We start from the raw sequence: 14,792 nt of genomic DNA, 5'->3' as shown, positions 1-14,792 counted from the left end.
GCCGCGTGGCAGGCGCTCAGGGGACGGCCTGTTCGCTGGTCTTTTCCCAGGCCTGGCCATTGCGGGTCCGCCAGGTCCCGCCGGTCGCGCAGCAGCCGCCGGCGCCCAGGGCCATGCGCCCCAGCACGGCGACCACCGCATCGTCTTCCTGGCGCAGCGACTGACGCTGGCACGCGGTGAAGAACGGGTAGGGCGCCGGTGCCAGCACCTCGACCAGCGACAGCGTCTGGCCGGTGCCGCGCACGACCTTGAACACCTTGCAGTCCTGGACGAGCAGCTCCACCGGTGTGCCGCCAAGCGTGCCGCGGAAGTGGTGCTCGGGCGGCGCATCGCGTACGGCAATGGCGGCATCGCTGAGCGGTGACGGTGCGGGCTGGCAGGCGGACAAGGCCAACAGCAGCGCGCAGACGGGCAGGGGAACGGATCGGCGCATGGGCCCGAGCATGCCACAGCCGGCGGTGACCCCAAACGCAGACAGCGGCCCGAAGGCCGCTGTCTGTTGTTGCACATGCCGCTGGATCGGGATCAGGCCTTGTCGGTCTTTTCCGGGTCCTGCTGGGGGGCGGCATCGGTCTGCGCGGCATCGGTGGGGATGTCGCCGCGGGCCTCGGCCTGCGCTGCCTGTGCGGCCGCGTCGGTGCTGGCCGGGACATCGCTGGTGGCGGAGCCGAACAGCTGGCCGTTCTGCACCACCGGTGCGACCGGCGCCGGTTCAACGCGGGTTACCGGCGCGGCGTCGACCTTCTCGACGGCCGCCGGCACCGGATCCACGGCATCCAGCATGCTGGTCTGCACCGGACGGACGGTCTCGGCGGTCTCGCTGCGGGCCACGACCGGCGCGGCCGGTGCGGCTTCGACCGGGGTGTCCACGACCACCGGTGCCTCGACGACGGTCGCGGCGGCCGGTGCGACAACGGCCGGTGCCTCGGCAACCACCGGGGTCACGACGGGCGCTTCAACCACCGGCGCGTTCGCCACCGGATCCGGAGCAGCGGCCGGCGTCGGCGCGACAGGTGCGTCGGCCACCGGGGCGTCGGCACGGACCGGTTCAACCGGTGCGGAGGCGGCGACCACGGCCGGGGCCGGCGTCGGCGATTCCACGAACGGCACGCGATCCGTGTAGGACGGTGCCGCGGCTTCCTCGGCCGGAGCGGCTTCGGTGTGGCCGGCGGTCACCACCGGGCTGCTGATCGCGGCAACCGGCGCGGCAGCGGCGACGGCAGCGACCGGTGCCGGTGCCTGCACGGGCGCCGGTGCAGCAGCGGCGGCCGGTGCCGGGCGCGGGGCCTGGACCGGTGCCGCAGCGTTCGGCGCCGAGCCAGCTTCATCGTCGAAGTCGAACTCCGGCTGCGGCTGGCCGTTGGCGGCAACCGGACGCTCGGCCTGGGCGGCGTCGGTACCGTCCTGCTCGCCGTCCTGCTCGTCGCCGTCGTCGTCCAGACCGCCGTCATCGTTCAGGCCATCGTTGCCTGCGGCCTGCTCGCCATTGCCACGACGGCGGCGACGGCCACCGCGACGGCCGCGACGACGGCGCGAGCCGCCTTCGCCATTGGCATCATCGCCATTGCCGGCGGCATCGTTCTGCTCTGCGGCATCGCCGGCAGTCAGTGCCTGCTCGGTTGCCGCCGATGCGGCGGCCAGCGCCGCAGCGTCCTGCACCGGCGAGGTCACGACGGTGGCGTCGGCCACGGTCACGGCTGCGGCGGCCACCACGGCGGCATCGGCGACCGGCGCGGCGGTGTTGCCCGGCTTCGGTGCGTCGGTCTGCGGCTGACGGGCTGCCTTCTCCTCGCCCTGCTGCGGCTTGGGCTGCTGCGGCTGCTTGGGCTGCTTCAGCTTGGGCTGCTGCTCGTTGCGCGGCTGCTTGGGCTGCTGCTCACCGCGCGGCTTGCCCTGGCCCGGAGCCTGGACCTGCGCGGCAGCACCGGCGGCCGGGGCCACGTCCTGGCGACGCTCGTCACGGCGCTCGTTCTTCGGGCCGCGCTCACCGCGCTCGCCGCGGTCCTCGCGACGGTCCTTGCCACGCCCCTGGGCCTGGCCGTTCGCGGCGCCAGTGCCGCCGCGCTCGCCACGCTCATCGCGACGGCCGTTGCGGTCCTTGCCGTTGCGGTCCTTGGTGCGGTTGGCGCGGTTGCCCTCCTGGGCCGGGCGGTTGCCCGGCTGCGGGGCGGCGGCCGGAGCCGGTTCGCCACCGAAGATGCGCTTGAGCCAACCGACCACGCCGGTGGCCGCCGGGGCGGCGACCGGTGCCGGGGCGACCGGTGCCGGCGCGACGACCGGTTCGGGCGCTTCGCGCACCGGGGCCGGCTGGCTGTGCTTGACCTGGGTCACCACGGGGGCGACCGGGATGTTGAGCTGCGCCTTGGTCAGGGCATGCACCGGCAGCTTGCGCGGGGTGCCGCGCTGGTAGCTCGGCTTGCCGCTTTCCTCGCCCAGCTCGTTCTCGCGCAGTCGGGTCACTTCGTAGTGCGGCGTGTGCAGCTGCTCGTCAGCGACGATCACGATCGGCGCGTCATGGCGCTGTTCGATCTCACGCAGCGCGCTGCGCTTCTCGTTGAGCAGGTAGTTGGCGATCTCGACCGGGGCCTGGACCAGCACCTGCCCGGTGTTCTCCTTCATCGCATGCTCTTCGGCAACGCGGATGATCGACAGCGACAGCGATTCGACGCTGCGCATGCGGCCGTGGCCGTCGCAGCGCGGGCAGACGATCTGGCTGGATTCACCCAGGCTCGGACGCAGGCGCTGGCGGCTCATTTCCATCAGGCCGAAGCGCGAGATGCGGCCCAGCTGCACGCGCGCACGGTCGTACTTGAGCGCGTTCTGCAGGCGGTTCTCGACTTCGCGCTGGTGCTTGTTGGAGGCCATGTCGATGAAGTCGATGACCACCAGGCCACCCAGGTCGCGCAGGCGCAGCTGGCGGGCCACTTCCTCGGCGGCTTCCAGGTTGGTCTGGAACGCGGTGTCCTCGATGTCGCTACCCTTGGTGGCGCGCGAGGAGTTGACGTCGATGGCGGTCAGGGCCTCGGTCTGGTCAACCACGATCGAGCCACCCGACGGCAGACGCACGTTGCGTTCATACGCGCCTTCGATCTGCGATTCGATCTGGAAGCGGTTGAACAGCGGGATGTCGTCCTTGTAATGCTTGAGCTTGCGCAGGGTCTGCGGCATCACCTGCTGCATGAACTCGCGGGCGGTCTCGTAGAGCTCCTCGGTGTCCACCAGGATCTCGCCGACATCGGCGCGCAGGTAGTCGCGCAGGGCGCGCACGATCAGGCGCGACTCCTGGTAGATCAGGAACGGGGCCGGCTTGGTCAGCGCCGCTTCGGCGATGGCCTTCCAGACCTGGAGCAGGTAGTCCAGATCCCACTGCAGTTCTTCGGCATCGCGGCCGACGCCGGCGGTGCGGATGATCACGCCCATGTCGTCGGGGATGTTCAGCTTGTCCAGCGCGTCCTTCAGGGCGGCGCGGTCTTCGCCTTCGATCCGGCGCGAGACGCCACCGGCGCTCGGCGAGTTGGGCATCAGCACCATGTAGCGGCCGGCCAGGGAGATGAACGTGGTCAGGGCGGCGCCCTTGTTGCCACGCTCTTCCTTGTCCACCTGGACAACCACTTCCTGGCCTTCACGCAGCAGTTCGCGGATGCCGGCCTTGTTGTGGTCCACGCCCGCCTGGAAGTAATCGCGGGAGATTTCCTTCAGCGGCAGGAAGCCGTGACGGTCCGCGCCGTACTCGACGAAGGCCGCTTCCAGCGACGGTTCAAGGCGCGTGATACGGCCCTTGTAGATGTTCGACTTCTTCTGTTCCTTGGACGGCTGTTCGATGTCGATGTCGTACAGCGTCTGGCCATCCACGATGGCTACCCGCAGCTCTTCGGCCTGCGTGGCATTGATCAGCATTCGCTTCATACTTGCGTTCCTCGCGCGCTGCTACCGCGCGGAACGCCATGGGGTTTCGCTTCTGGTCACGCTTCGACGCCCATCGCGCATGCGCGGGGAGGGCGGCTTGGGTTTCCAGCGCTACGACACCACGGCAGGCCGCGGGAGCGCTTCATTTGTTTTGGTTTGGGTGTTTCTGGGCCGGAGGCAGCTTTCAGCCAGGCTGGAGCGCCACAGGGACATGTTCAGCGCAGATGCGTGTCAGGCATCCGGCGATGGCCGGGACCGCCGGTGAGCCGCTAACATGGCCGCCCCGGGGGCGGTGGCTGCGCACTGTGCCGGAATCGCGGGAAGTCGGGCTTCTGGCCCAGAGCAACTTCCAACGAAATCAATCCCTTATCTCGCCCGCCGAGTGTAACAGAATAAAAGGCCAATGACCGTTACCGAGCCCACCCCCAAAGCCGCTGAAGCCATGACCAGCGTACGTATGATCTCTGTCCCGGCCGACCGCGCCGGGCAGCGCCTGGACAACTTCCTGCTCGGCCAGCTCAAGGGTGCACCGCGCAGCCTGATCTACAAGCTGGTGCGCAGCGGCCAGGTCCGGGTCAATGGCGGCCGCGCCAAGGCCGAGCGGAAGCTCGAGGCCGGCGACGAGGTGCGGGTGCCGCCCGTCCGTCTCACCGAGGAAGGAGACAAGGCGGGCCCGCCCGCTGCTTTCATGAAGCGCCTGGAAGACGCCATCGTCTATGAGGACGAGCGGCTGCTGGCGCTGAACAAGCCGTCGGGCGTGGCCAGCCACGGCGGCAGCGGGATCAGCTTCGGCGCGATCGAGACCCTGCGCGCCCTGCGCCCGGGCAGGACGCTGGAGCTGGTGCACCGGCTGGACCGGGACACGTCGGGGCTGCTGATCGTGGCCAAGAAGCGGTCGGCGCTGAGCGAACTGCAGGCGCTGCTGCGGGAGGACCACGGTGCGGGCATCCGCAAGCGCTACCTGACCCTGCTGGTGGGGCGCATGCCGGATGGCACGATGACGGTGGACGCGCCGCTGCACGTGGGGCTGCGCCAGGGCGGCGAGCGGCATGTGCAGGTCAATCCGATCGGCAAGGAATCGATCAGCCACTTCAAGGTGCTGGAGCGCAAGGGCGGCCATTCGTACTGTGAGGTGCGCATCGAAACCGGGCGCACCCACCAGATCCGCGTGCATGCCCAGCATCTGGGCCACCCGGTGGCCGGTGACGACAAGTACGGCGATCCGGACGTCAACAAGCGGCTTCGTGAGCAGATCGGGCTGAAGCGCCTGTTCCTGCACGCCGCCTCGCTGGAATTTGCGCTGGACAACGGCAAGACCCCGTACCTGCTCAACGCCCCGCTGGCCGACGAGTTGACCGAGGTGCTGAACCGGTTGCGTTGATGGGGCGTGGTTGCCGTCCCGGTCAGGGGCGGCCGGGTGCGCGCGGAATGCGGCAGCGCGTGGAGCCGGCCAGCGGCCGGCATGACGCGCTGCGGGACGGCATTACCATTTGAAGAGAACCAGGCTGATGGCCAGGCTGCCCATGCCGGCCACCAGGCCATAGACCGTTTCGTGACCCTTCGCGTAGCGCTTGGCGGCCGGCAGCAGTTCGTCCAGCGCCAGGAACACCATCACCCCGGAGATCAGGCCGAATACCCAGCCGAAGGTGGCGTGGTTGAGGACGCCGGACAGGGCGAAATAGCCAATCGCGGCCCCCACCGGTTCGGCCAGGCCGGACAGCAGGCTGGCACCGAAGGCGTAGACCTTGTTCTGCGTGGCGAAGTACACCGGGACGGCGATCGCGATGCCTTCGGGGATGTTGTGGATGGCGATGGCGAAGGCCAGCGGCATGCCCACCGACGGGCTTTCCAGAGTGGCAAAAAAGGTGGCCAGGCCTTCAGGGAAGTTGTGCGCAGTGATCGCGATCGCGGTCAGCAGGCCGACCCGCTTGATATAGGCCTTGTTGTTGTCGCGGAACAGCGGGTCCTGCTTGTCCAGGCTTTCGTGCGGGTTCGGGATCAGATGGTCGATCAGCACGATCAGCAGCACGCCGGCCAGGAAGGCCATCGTGCCGTAGGCGAAGCCGGTCCGCGCGTCGTAGGCCAGGGTGAAGGAATCGATGGCCTTGTTGAGGATCTCGGTCAGCGACACGAACACCATCGCCCCGCCCGCGAAGGCCAGCCCGAATGCCAGCAGACGGGGATTGGGGCGTTGCGAGAACAGCACCATCAGGCTGCCCAGGCCGGTGGCCAGGCCGGCAGCCAGGGTCACCAGCAGGGCGATCCATACGTTGTCGCTCGAAATATCCAGCATGCGCTACCGCATCCTTTACACGGGTAACAACGCGCCGTCGCCCCTGTAGTCGTCACGCCGGGGAAAGGGCGTGCGGGGCAGGCGGTGCGTGATCAGGGGGATGGAGCTGGCGTGCGCTGGCTTCCGGGGGCAGGAACGGGGCGGTCAACCGCCCTGACGCAGCCGCTCTTCGATCGCGAAGCACTGGTCGGGTTTGGGCTGCGGTGGGTTGAAGCTGATCGGCACCTGGATCGTGGTGGACACCGGCTGGCCGGCACGGGTGGCGGCCTTGAACTGCCAGGCCTGGACCGCCTTCTTCGCCTGCTCGTCGAGCTGGGTGTTGCCGCTGCCGGTGACCAGCGCCACCTCGCCGGGGGCGCCGTCGGCACCAATCACCACCCTGAAGGTGCTGGTGCCGCCGATGCCCTGGCAGGCCAGTTCGATCGGGTACTCCGGCGGCGGGGTCTTCACTGCCGCGACCTCGGTGGGCGGCGCAACCGGTGCGGCCGGTTCGGCGGGCTTGTTGCAGCCGGCCAGGGCGGCCACGGCGACGCTGGACAACAGAATGGATGACAGTTTCATGGGGTCACTCCGTGAGGGCCGAAGCCTTCGCTGCGCAGATGAAGTCGTTTTCGCTCAGTCCGCCCACATCATGGGTGGAGAAGCGCACCACGGCGCGGTCGTAATGCACGCCCAGGTCGGGGTGGTGGTCCTCGCGGTGGGCCACCCACGCCAAGGCATTCACGAACGCCATCGTGCCGTGGTAATTATCGAAGCGGAAGGTCCGGGTCAGGGCCTGGCCCTGTTCGGCCAGCTCCCAGCCGGGCACCTGGGCCAGCAGCTCGGCCACGCGGGCTGCGCCCAGCTTGTGGTCGCTGCCTTTGCGCGGCACGCAATGGGCCTGCGCCAGGGGAATCAGGTCGGCCATGCAATCCTCCACATCTAGATGTCTGAACAATGCGCCGTTCAGTGTATAAACCGAATGAGCGCGTAACGAGCGATTGGCTAGAATAGCCTGATGATCCAGATATCCGACACTGCCCAGTCCTACTTCCGCAAGCTGATCGAGCGTGAGGCCGTGCCCGGCATGGGCGTCCGCCTGAGCGCGGTCGATGCCGGCACGCCGCGCGCCGACGCGCGGCTGGAATTCGCCGAACCCACCCAACTGCTCGGTGACGAGTGGGCGGTGGACTGCGACGGGTTCACCCTGTACGTCGATGCCGCCAGTGTGGCCTGGCTCGACGGCGCCGACATCGACATCGTCGCCAACGCCGCCGGCAGCCAGCAGCTGACCATCAAGGCGCCCAAGATCAAGGGCGAGGCGCCCACCGATGCCGCCTCGCTGGTCGAGCGCGTGCGCTGGGTGGTGGAGAACGAAGTCAACCCGCAGCTGGCCTCGCACGGCGGCAAGGTGGCCGTGCAGGAAGTCTCCTCCGATGGCGTGGTGCTGCTGCGCTTCGGTGGCGGCTGCCAGGGCTGCGGGATGGCCGATGTCACGCTCAAGCAGGGGATCGAGAAGACCCTGATGGGACGTGTGCCCGGCATTACCGCGGTGCGCGACGCGACCGACCACGAGAGTGGCGACGCGCCGTACATTCCACGCGGCACGGCCGCCTGACCGCACTGCGTGCCCTTGCGCCGAGCCGACGAGATTCTCGACTGGTTGCTGGCACGCCAGCCGGATGAACGCATCCTGGAGAAAACCACGGGCCTGCCGTATGGCTGGGGCCTGTGGCTGCGTGCGCTGACGCCGCTGCCGCGCCCGCCACGGGCCACGGGCGTCGTGACGGAGATGCTGCAGCGGCCCGCGCCTGTGCCGACCGGTCGCCTGCCCGCGCTGGGCTTTGTGCAGGCGGTGCGCCGCCTGTTCTGGCAGACCTGGGAGCCGGCCCCCCGCGACCAGCGCTGGATGCGCTGGACCTCGGCGCTGATCAGTGCGCTGCTGCACGTTCTGTTTGCGGTACTGCTGCTGTGGGTGGCACTGGTGCGCACCCCGGTCGATCCGGAGGAGGGTGGCGAAGGCAACCGTATCCAGGTCGCCTTCGTCGGCAAGGGCACGCCGGCCGAGGATGGCGGTGGCGCGTCCAGTGCCGAAGCCGTGGCGGCCAATGCGCCGGCCACGCAGATCGATGCCACCGCAGCGGGGGCGTCGGCGCAGGCCGCCACGCTGTCGCCGTCCCCGGCGGCCGAGCCGACCGACGCCAGTGCATCGGCCGGCGCGCCGCCACCGGCGGCCGCCGAGCCGGCGCCCCCGGCCGAGGCGACGCCGGCCAACGAACAACCCCTGCAGGCCACCGTCGTGCAGGAGGCCACTACCGATTTTGTGGTGCCGCCGCCGAGCGTGCCGCGCACCGAAGTCCGCGTGGTGCCGCGCGAACCGCAGGACGTAACCGTACGCGAACGCACCGTGGCGGTGGTGGAAACGCCGGTGGCGCGTTCGGCCGTCCCGTTGCCGGCGCTTGCCACGCCGCCGCGTGACCGCACTCCGGAGGTCAGTGTGCGCGAGCGCGAGGTGACGCTGATGAGCGAGCGCCCGGTGCCGATGCAGATGCCGCAGTCGCGGGTGGAGGCCACGGTGCCGCAACGCGAACTGCAGGTGCGCGAGCGCGAGGTGCAGCCGGCGCCCACCGCCCCGGTGGCGATGGCCCCGGTGCCTCAGCGCGAGGTCAACGTGCGGGGCGCTGCAGCGGAAATCGAGGTGCGGGAGCGCAGCATTCCCAATGCCGCCCCCCGGCCGGCGCCAAGCGCGCCGACCGTGGCTGCCGCCGGCACCAGCACCAGTGCCGCGACCACGTCGTCCCCGTCGACCACGTCCGCGCCGGTCCGCGATGGCCCGGCCGCGTCGGCCCCGGCCAGTTCGCGCGCGGGTACGCAGCTGGCGCCGCAGCCCGGCAGCTGGGCCACGCCGCAGCGGGGCGATGACTGGGGTGCAGACGCCCAGGCGCGCGATGGCGCGCGGCGTGGCGCCCAGCAGGCCAACCAGGCCGGTACCGGCCTGTTCAATGCCGATGGCAGCGTGCGCGTGCCCGGCGACGACGGCAAGGGCGACCATGAGCGGGGGGCGCCCGGCGGTGACAAAGATGGCTGGAGCCGCGAGCGCATCGCGCAGTCGGGCACCTGGCTGAAGCGTCCGCCGTACGATTACACCCCGACCTCGTTCGACAAGTACTGGGCGCCCAACGAGTCACTGCTCGCCGAGTGGGTTCGCAAGGGCATCAAGGCGGTGGAGATTCCGATTCCCGGTACCAGCACCAAGATCTCCTGCGTGGTGTCGATGCTGCAGTTCGGTGGCGGCTGTGGCCTGACCAATCCGAACATGAACGACCAGCCGGCGGTGGCGCGACCGCCGCCGGACATCCCGTTCAAGAAGGAACTGCAGGAAGACAACGGCAGCCGTTGAGGCCAACGGCCCCAACGGAGTTGTCTTACGGCTCCACCGCGGCATCCTGCAGCGCCACGAAGGCCCAGAACGGCACGTTCTGCCCGCTCCAGTGCGCGCTTGCCTCGTCCAGAATGTCCAGCAGCGTGTCGAAGTCGGCCGACGCGCCAGCGCGCAGGTCGTCGGCATCGTTGAAGAACAGCGCATACCCGTTGGCCGGCAGCCACTGCAGATCACGCAGGCTGTCGGCGAGCGCATCCCAGTTGCCGCCGAAGCCGGATGGGAAGTCCAGCTGCGCGGCCAGCCGCATCAGCAGCGTGCGCTTGTCGCTGCAGCCGGCCAGGTCGATCCGGCAGATGCGCAGGCCGGCATCGCGCATCGCGGCCGAGAGGGGGGCGACGTCTTCGTTGCCGATGGCGTAGACGCCGGCATTGTTGATGTCGTGCAGGCCCAGCTCGAATCCATCATGTGTCATTGCCAGCTCCCGGCCGGTGGTACGTCGAAACTGCGGAAGGTTTCATAGTGGTCGTCGGTATAGAACCACGCGGTCGGCGGGTTGCCGCCGGTAACGATGCGGCGCGCGCCCCGGTTGCCGGCACCCGGGGTGTCGACGGTGTATTCGCGGTAATACCCGCGCGGGCGCTGCGGCAGGCGCTGTTCGCGGTTGCCGAACACACTGCCGTCCTGGCGGTGCGGGTAGGGGCCACCCTGCTGGATCAGGGCGAGCGTGCGTCGCGCCTCGGGTGGCAGGAACGGCGGCAACGCATCGCGGGGTCGCGTCGATGCGGCGGCCGGTACCGGCGCGGCCTCCGGCTGGGTCAGCGACGGGGCGAACTGCGGCGGTGGCGGACGCTGGGCCAGCTTGATGGCGGCCAGTCCGCCGATCAGCAGCACAATGGCGAGCAGGAGCAGCAAGGGCTTGCGCATGAGGGGCGGAAGGCAGGAAAGGTGACGCGTACTCTACCGCCATCGGCCTGCATCTCCGATGACGCTGCGTACTGCCTGCGGGATGCGCCGTCACCGCTGCATAACAATCACGCGGCACACCGCGCGCGACGAAGAATCCTTTACATGCCCCTTGGTATGCTCGCAGACCATCCCCATCATCGACACCGCAACGCCCGGTCTTCGCCGGGTGAGTGAGCTACCAGGAGAACCACATGGCCTACACCCTGCCCAAGCTGTCCTACGCCTACGACGCGCTCGAGCCGCATATCGACGCGGCCACGATGGAGATCCACCACACCAAGCACCACCAGACCTATATCAACAACGTCAATGCGGCGCTGGAAGGCACCGAGTTCGCCGACCTGCCGGTCGAAGAGCTGGTGAAGAAGACCAAGTCGCTGCCGGAAAACCTGCAGGGCCCGGTGCGCAACAACGGCGGCGGCCACGCCAACCACTCGCTGTTCTGGACCGTGATGTCGCCGAACGGCGGCGGTGCGCCGGTCGGTGACGTCGCCAAGGCGATCGAGTCCCAGCTGGGCGGTTTCGACAAGTTCAAGGATGCTTTCACCAAGGCTGCGCTGACCCGTTTCGGCAGCGGCTGGGCGTGGCTGAGCGTGACCCCGGACAAGAAGGTCGTGGTTGAAAGCAGCGCCAACCAGGACAGCCCGCTGATGGACGGCAACACGCCGATCCTGGCGCTGGATGTGTGGGAGCACGCGTACTACCTGAAGTATCAGAACCGTCGCCCGGAATACATCGGCGCGTTCTTCAACGTCGTCGACTGGAACGAAGTCGAGCGTCGTTACCAGGACGCCATCGCCTGATCACAGGGCATTGGATGACGCAACGGCCAGGCAGCAATGCCTGGCCGTTGTCGTTTCAGCGGGAGGCGCTACAGCGTTTCGCCCTGCAGGCGCAGGGTGGCCATCACGCCCAGGCGCAGCGCGCCGGTCTCGCCCTCGGCAGCCGGCAGCTTGACGTTTTCCTGGCGCAGGCCATCGAAGTGCTTGACCTGGAACAACACGTCCAGGCCGTGGCCGCGTGCCGCGCCGGCCATTGATGGCGGATCGACACGCTCGCCCGGGTTCTTCCGCGCCGGCTGGAAGCCGGGCGTGCTGCGGACCAGCTCGCCGGCCTCGGCGGAAAAATCGCCGGCAATCAGCGAGGGCAGCCCATCGGAGGTGGCGCCGATCCAGGTCATCAGGTCGCTGGTCTGATGGCGGCGCACGTCCGGCCCGTCCGGGTCCGGACGCAGCCGGGCAATGTAGATGTTGACCAGTTCCTCCTGCACCTTGACCCGCATCATGCCGGCCGCACTGAACTGGCCGGGCGGGTGCAGCAGGGTAACGCCGTCTTCGGTGACCGGCAGCCGGGTAAGCATGGCGCTGCCGTGGCGCAGGCCCTGGCTGGGCGGGTCGGCGGTGACGAAGTCGCAGCTGTAGCGCAGGCGCGTGGCCAGCCAGCAGGCCGGGTTGCGGCCCTGGCTCTGCAGCACCCGCTGCACCGCGATCACATCCGGCTGCAGGGATTCCAGCAACTGCAGCACCTGGTCGCGGCGCTGCTGCCACTGGCCGTCGTCGGCGACCGGCAGTTCCAGGGTGGCGATCTTGAGAAGGTGCGGGCGGGTGCCCTCGGCCTGGCGCGCGCTGGCCGCAGGAGCGGACACGACAAGCGCCAGCAACAGGACCCATCCTGGCCAGCGTCCCAACACAGCAGTCGACGTCATGCGCATAACGATAAGTTTACGCTTTGTCCGTCGACGCCTCGTGACTTCCGGCAGCGTCTGTCGCCATTGGCCTGCCATGTTCGCCGGCCGCTGTCATGTAGGGCCGCAGCGTGCGCAGGTGTGGGGCTTCCGGTAAGCTCGCGCCCTTTCGTATTCGCAGGACAGCCCCATAGGATGAGCACGATCGCAGCCGCCAGCGCTGGCAAGGGAAAGATGCCGCGCCAGATTCCCTACATCATCGGCAATGAGGCCTGCGAACGCTTCAGCTTCTACGGGATGCGCAACATCCTGGTGCAGTTCCTGATCACCTCGCTGCTGCTGCAGGAGATCACGGCCGATGGCCGGGCCGGCGAGGCCAAGGACATCATGCACAGCTTCATGATCGGCGTGTACTTCTTCCCGCTGCTGGGCGGTTGGCTGGCCGACAGATTCTTCGGCAAGTACCACACCATCCTGTGGTTCAGCCTGATCTACTGCGCCGGCCACGCCTGCCTGGCGGTGTTCGAGAACAGCCGCGAGGGCTTCTTCGTCGGTCTGGGCCTGATCGCGCTGGGCGCCGGCGGCATCAAGCCGCTGGTGGCCTCGTTCATGGGCGACCAGTTCGACCAGAGCAACAAGCACCTGGCCAAGCTGGTCTTCGACGCGTTCTACTGGATCATCAACTTCGGTTCGCTGTTCGCCTCGCTGCTGATTCCGCTGGCGCTGAAGAACCTCGGCCCGCAGTGGGCGTTCGGCATCCCGGGCATCCTGATGTTCGTGGCCACCTTCGTGTTCTGGATGGGCCGCAAGCGCTACGTACTGGTGCCGCTGCCGCCGAAAGACCCGCATTCGTTCGGCAACGTGGTGCGGACCGCGCTGTCGGCGCAGGTGCCGGGCAAGGGCCGTCCGGGCCGTACCCTGGCCATCCTGGGTGCCGTGCTGGCGGTGGCGTCGATGGGGCTGGTGGGCAGCCTGGGCATCGTGATCTGCCTGTGCATCGCGCTGGTGCTGGTGCTGGCCGGCGTGGGGGGCGGAACCTGGATCCAGCTCGACCGGGCCCGGGCGGTGCATCCGGCCGAAGCCGTGGAAGGCGTACGCTCGGTGCTGCGCGTGCTGGTGATCTTCGCGCTGACCACGCCGTTCTTCTCGCTGTTCGACCAGAAGGCGTCCACCTGGGTGCTGCAGGGCCAGCAGATGGCCATGCCGTCGTGGTTCACCGCCTCGCAGATGCAGGCCCTGAACCCGCTGCTGGTGATGATCCTGATTCCGTTCAACAACCTGGTGCTGTACCCGATGCTGCGCCGCTTCGGCTTCGAGCCGACCGCGCTGCGCCGCATGACCGCCGGTATCGCCTTCAGCGGCCTGGCCTGGATTGTGGTCGGTGGCATCCAGGTGATGATGGACGGCGGCAACGTCATGTCCATCTTCTGGCAGATGCTGCCGTACGCGCTGCTGACCTTCGGTGAGGTGCTGGTCTCGGCAACCGGTCTGGAGTTTGCCTACAGCCAGGCGCCGCAGGCGATGAAGGGCGTGGTGATGAGCTTCTGGAACCTGACCACCACCATCGGCAACCTGTGGGTGCTGCTGTCCAACGCGGCGGTGCGCAACGATACGGTGACCCACCAGATCGCCAGTACCGGCCTGAGCGAGGCGGCCTTCCTGATGTTCTTCTTCGCCGGCTTCGCGTTCCTGGCGGCGTTGGCCTTCGGTTGGTATGCACGACGCTATCGTATGGTCGACAACTACCGGATCGCCTGAGCCCCGCCATGACCCCCGTCAACCTGCTGTTGATCGCCATCACCGTCATCGTGTCGTGGATGGCGTTCAAGAACCGCGCCCTGGCCGACCGCCTGATTCTCTGGCCGCCGGCGGTGGACCGCCGCCGCCAGTACGACCGGCTGGTGACCTACGGGTTCATCCACGCCGATCTTGGCCACCTGGCCTTCAACATGATCACGCTGTTCTTCTTCGGCGGGCAGATTGAAGGGGTGATGGTGCAGCTCACCGGCAGCTACCTGACCTACCCGGCGTTCTATCTTGGCGCGCTGGTGGTGTCGATCCTGCCCAGCTACCTGAAGAACCAGAAGAACCCGAACTACCTCAGTCTGGGCGCATCGGGCGCGGTGTCGGCGGTGCTGTTCGCCTTCATCCTGCTCAGCCCGTGGAGCGTGATCTTCGTGCTGTTCATTCCGGCGCCGGCGATCATCTACGCCGTGTTCTATGTGGGTTACAGCATCTGGATGGACCGCCGCGGCGGCGACCGCATCAACCACAGCGCGCACCTGGCCGGTGCCGCATTCGGCGTGCTGTTCATGCTGATGATGCAGCCGAGCATCTTCAACCACTTCCTGCGCGAGCTGGGCAACCCCTCGTTCCGCCCGCTGGGCTGATCGGCGGGGCGGGGGCGTCTCTTTTAAACAACCTACGCCGGCCGCCCTAACCCCTTTGTATATCTTACGGGGGCGGCGACTAGAGAAAAAAAAAAAAAAAAAATGAACATCAACATAGAAGATAAACACAAACAATAGAATAACGTATCACATACATACTGATAGATGAACTTAACGAAGTGCTGATGAGTA

The 14,792-nt window shown here is 68.1% G+C and carries 14 protein-coding genes; 6 read left to right on the top strand and 8 right to left on the bottom strand.

Annotation, left to right across the window (positions count from 1 at the left end; translation table 11 throughout):
• Positions 1 to 16: 16 nt before the first annotated feature.
• Both OC534_RS17650 and rne read right to left on the bottom strand, forming a co-directional pair.
• Positions 17 to 433 (bottom strand): hypothetical protein, encoded by a 417-nt coding sequence (locus OC534_RS17650; RefSeq protein WP_262072290.1) that lies wholly within the window; start codon positions 431 to 433, stop codon positions 17 to 19.
• Between the two features lie 92 nt (positions 434 to 525).
• Complete coding sequence (gene rne / locus OC534_RS17645) at positions 526 to 3,906, bottom strand: ribonuclease E (RefSeq protein WP_262072289.1); 3,381 nt, start codon at positions 3,904 to 3,906, stop codon at positions 526 to 528.
• A gap of 442 nt (positions 3,907 to 4,348) precedes the next feature.
• Between rne and OC534_RS17640 the strand changes: the two genes are divergently transcribed.
• Positions 4,349 to 5,287: an RluA family pseudouridine synthase gene (locus tag OC534_RS17640; RefSeq protein ID WP_136003316.1), complete on the top strand. Its 939-nt coding sequence runs from the start codon at positions 4,349 to 4,351 to the stop codon at positions 5,285 to 5,287.
• 102 nt (positions 5,288 to 5,389) lie between these two features.
• Here the strand turns inward: OC534_RS17640 and zupT are convergent, their stop codons facing one another.
• From zupT to OC534_RS17625, 3 genes are all read right to left on the bottom strand, one after another.
• Positions 5,390 to 6,199 carry a zinc transporter ZupT gene (gene zupT, locus OC534_RS17635; protein WP_136003318.1) on the bottom strand — a complete coding sequence of 270 codons (810 nt, stop codon included), beginning with the start codon at positions 6,197 to 6,199 and terminating at the stop codon, positions 5,390 to 5,392.
• Between the two features lie 144 nt (positions 6,200 to 6,343).
• Positions 6,344 to 6,760, bottom strand: a complete 417-nt coding sequence (locus tag OC534_RS17630) for an energy transducer TonB (protein ID WP_017357206.1) — start codon at positions 6,758 to 6,760, stop codon at positions 6,344 to 6,346.
• Positions 6,761 to 6,764: 4 nt separating this feature from the next.
• Complete coding sequence (locus OC534_RS17625; protein WP_017357207.1) at positions 6,765 to 7,106, bottom strand: 4a-hydroxytetrahydrobiopterin dehydratase; 342 nt, start codon at positions 7,104 to 7,106, stop codon at positions 6,765 to 6,767.
• 90 nt (positions 7,107 to 7,196) lie between these two features.
• Between OC534_RS17625 and OC534_RS17620 the strand changes: the two genes are divergently transcribed.
• On the top strand, positions 7,197 to 7,796 hold the full coding sequence (locus tag OC534_RS17620) for an NfuA family Fe-S biogenesis protein (RefSeq protein ID WP_017357208.1): 600 nt from the start codon (positions 7,197 to 7,199) through the stop codon (positions 7,794 to 7,796).
• Positions 7,797 to 7,805: 9 nt separating this feature from the next.
• Complete coding sequence (locus tag OC534_RS17615) at positions 7,806 to 9,578, top strand: hypothetical protein (protein ID WP_262072287.1); 1,773 nt, start codon at positions 7,806 to 7,808, stop codon at positions 9,576 to 9,578.
• Positions 9,579 to 9,603: 25 nt separating this feature from the next.
• Here the strand turns inward: OC534_RS17615 and OC534_RS17610 are convergent, their stop codons facing one another.
• Both OC534_RS17610 and OC534_RS17605 read right to left on the bottom strand, forming a co-directional pair.
• Entirely contained in the window at positions 9,604 to 10,032 is a 429-nt protein-coding gene (locus OC534_RS17610) for a barstar family protein (RefSeq protein WP_017355351.1), read from the bottom strand.
• Positions 10,029 to 10,484 carry a ribonuclease domain-containing protein gene (locus OC534_RS17605; protein WP_017355352.1) on the bottom strand — a complete coding sequence of 152 codons (456 nt, stop codon included), beginning with the start codon at positions 10,482 to 10,484 and terminating at the stop codon, positions 10,029 to 10,031. Before OC534_RS17605 ends, OC534_RS17610 begins: the two co-directional genes overlap by 4 nt.
• A gap of 233 nt (positions 10,485 to 10,717) precedes the next feature.
• Between OC534_RS17605 and OC534_RS17600 the strand changes: the two genes are divergently transcribed.
• Positions 10,718 to 11,329 carry a superoxide dismutase gene (locus OC534_RS17600; RefSeq protein ID WP_026070662.1) on the top strand — a complete coding sequence of 204 codons (612 nt, stop codon included), beginning with the start codon at positions 10,718 to 10,720 and terminating at the stop codon, positions 11,327 to 11,329.
• 68 nt (positions 11,330 to 11,397) lie between these two features.
• On the opposite strand, the gene OC534_RS17595 is transcribed toward OC534_RS17600, so the two are convergent.
• Positions 11,398 to 12,186: an endonuclease/exonuclease/phosphatase family protein gene (locus OC534_RS17595; RefSeq protein ID WP_262072285.1), complete on the bottom strand. Its 789-nt coding sequence runs from the start codon at positions 12,184 to 12,186 to the stop codon at positions 11,398 to 11,400.
• 219 nt (positions 12,187 to 12,405) lie between these two features.
• On the opposite strand from OC534_RS17595, the gene OC534_RS17590 reads away from it, so the two are divergent.
• On the top strand, positions 12,406 to 13,968 hold the full coding sequence (locus OC534_RS17590) for an oligopeptide:H+ symporter (protein ID WP_017355355.1): 1,563 nt from the start codon (positions 12,406 to 12,408) through the stop codon (positions 13,966 to 13,968).
• A gap of 8 nt (positions 13,969 to 13,976) precedes the next feature.
• A complete protein-coding gene (locus OC534_RS17585; RefSeq protein ID WP_017355356.1) occupies positions 13,977 to 14,600 on the top strand; it encodes a rhomboid family intramembrane serine protease in 624 nt (207 codons plus the stop codon).
• The last annotated feature ends 192 nt before the right edge of the window (positions 14,601 to 14,792 follow it).

Source organism: Stenotrophomonas sp. Marseille-Q5258 (genome assembly GCF_946900935.1).
Classification (GTDB): Bacteria; Pseudomonadota; Gammaproteobacteria; order Xanthomonadales; family Xanthomonadaceae; genus Stenotrophomonas; species Stenotrophomonas nematodicola.
Note: the sequence above shows the minus strand (reverse complement) of the source record. Positions and strands in the feature narration are given on the sequence as shown.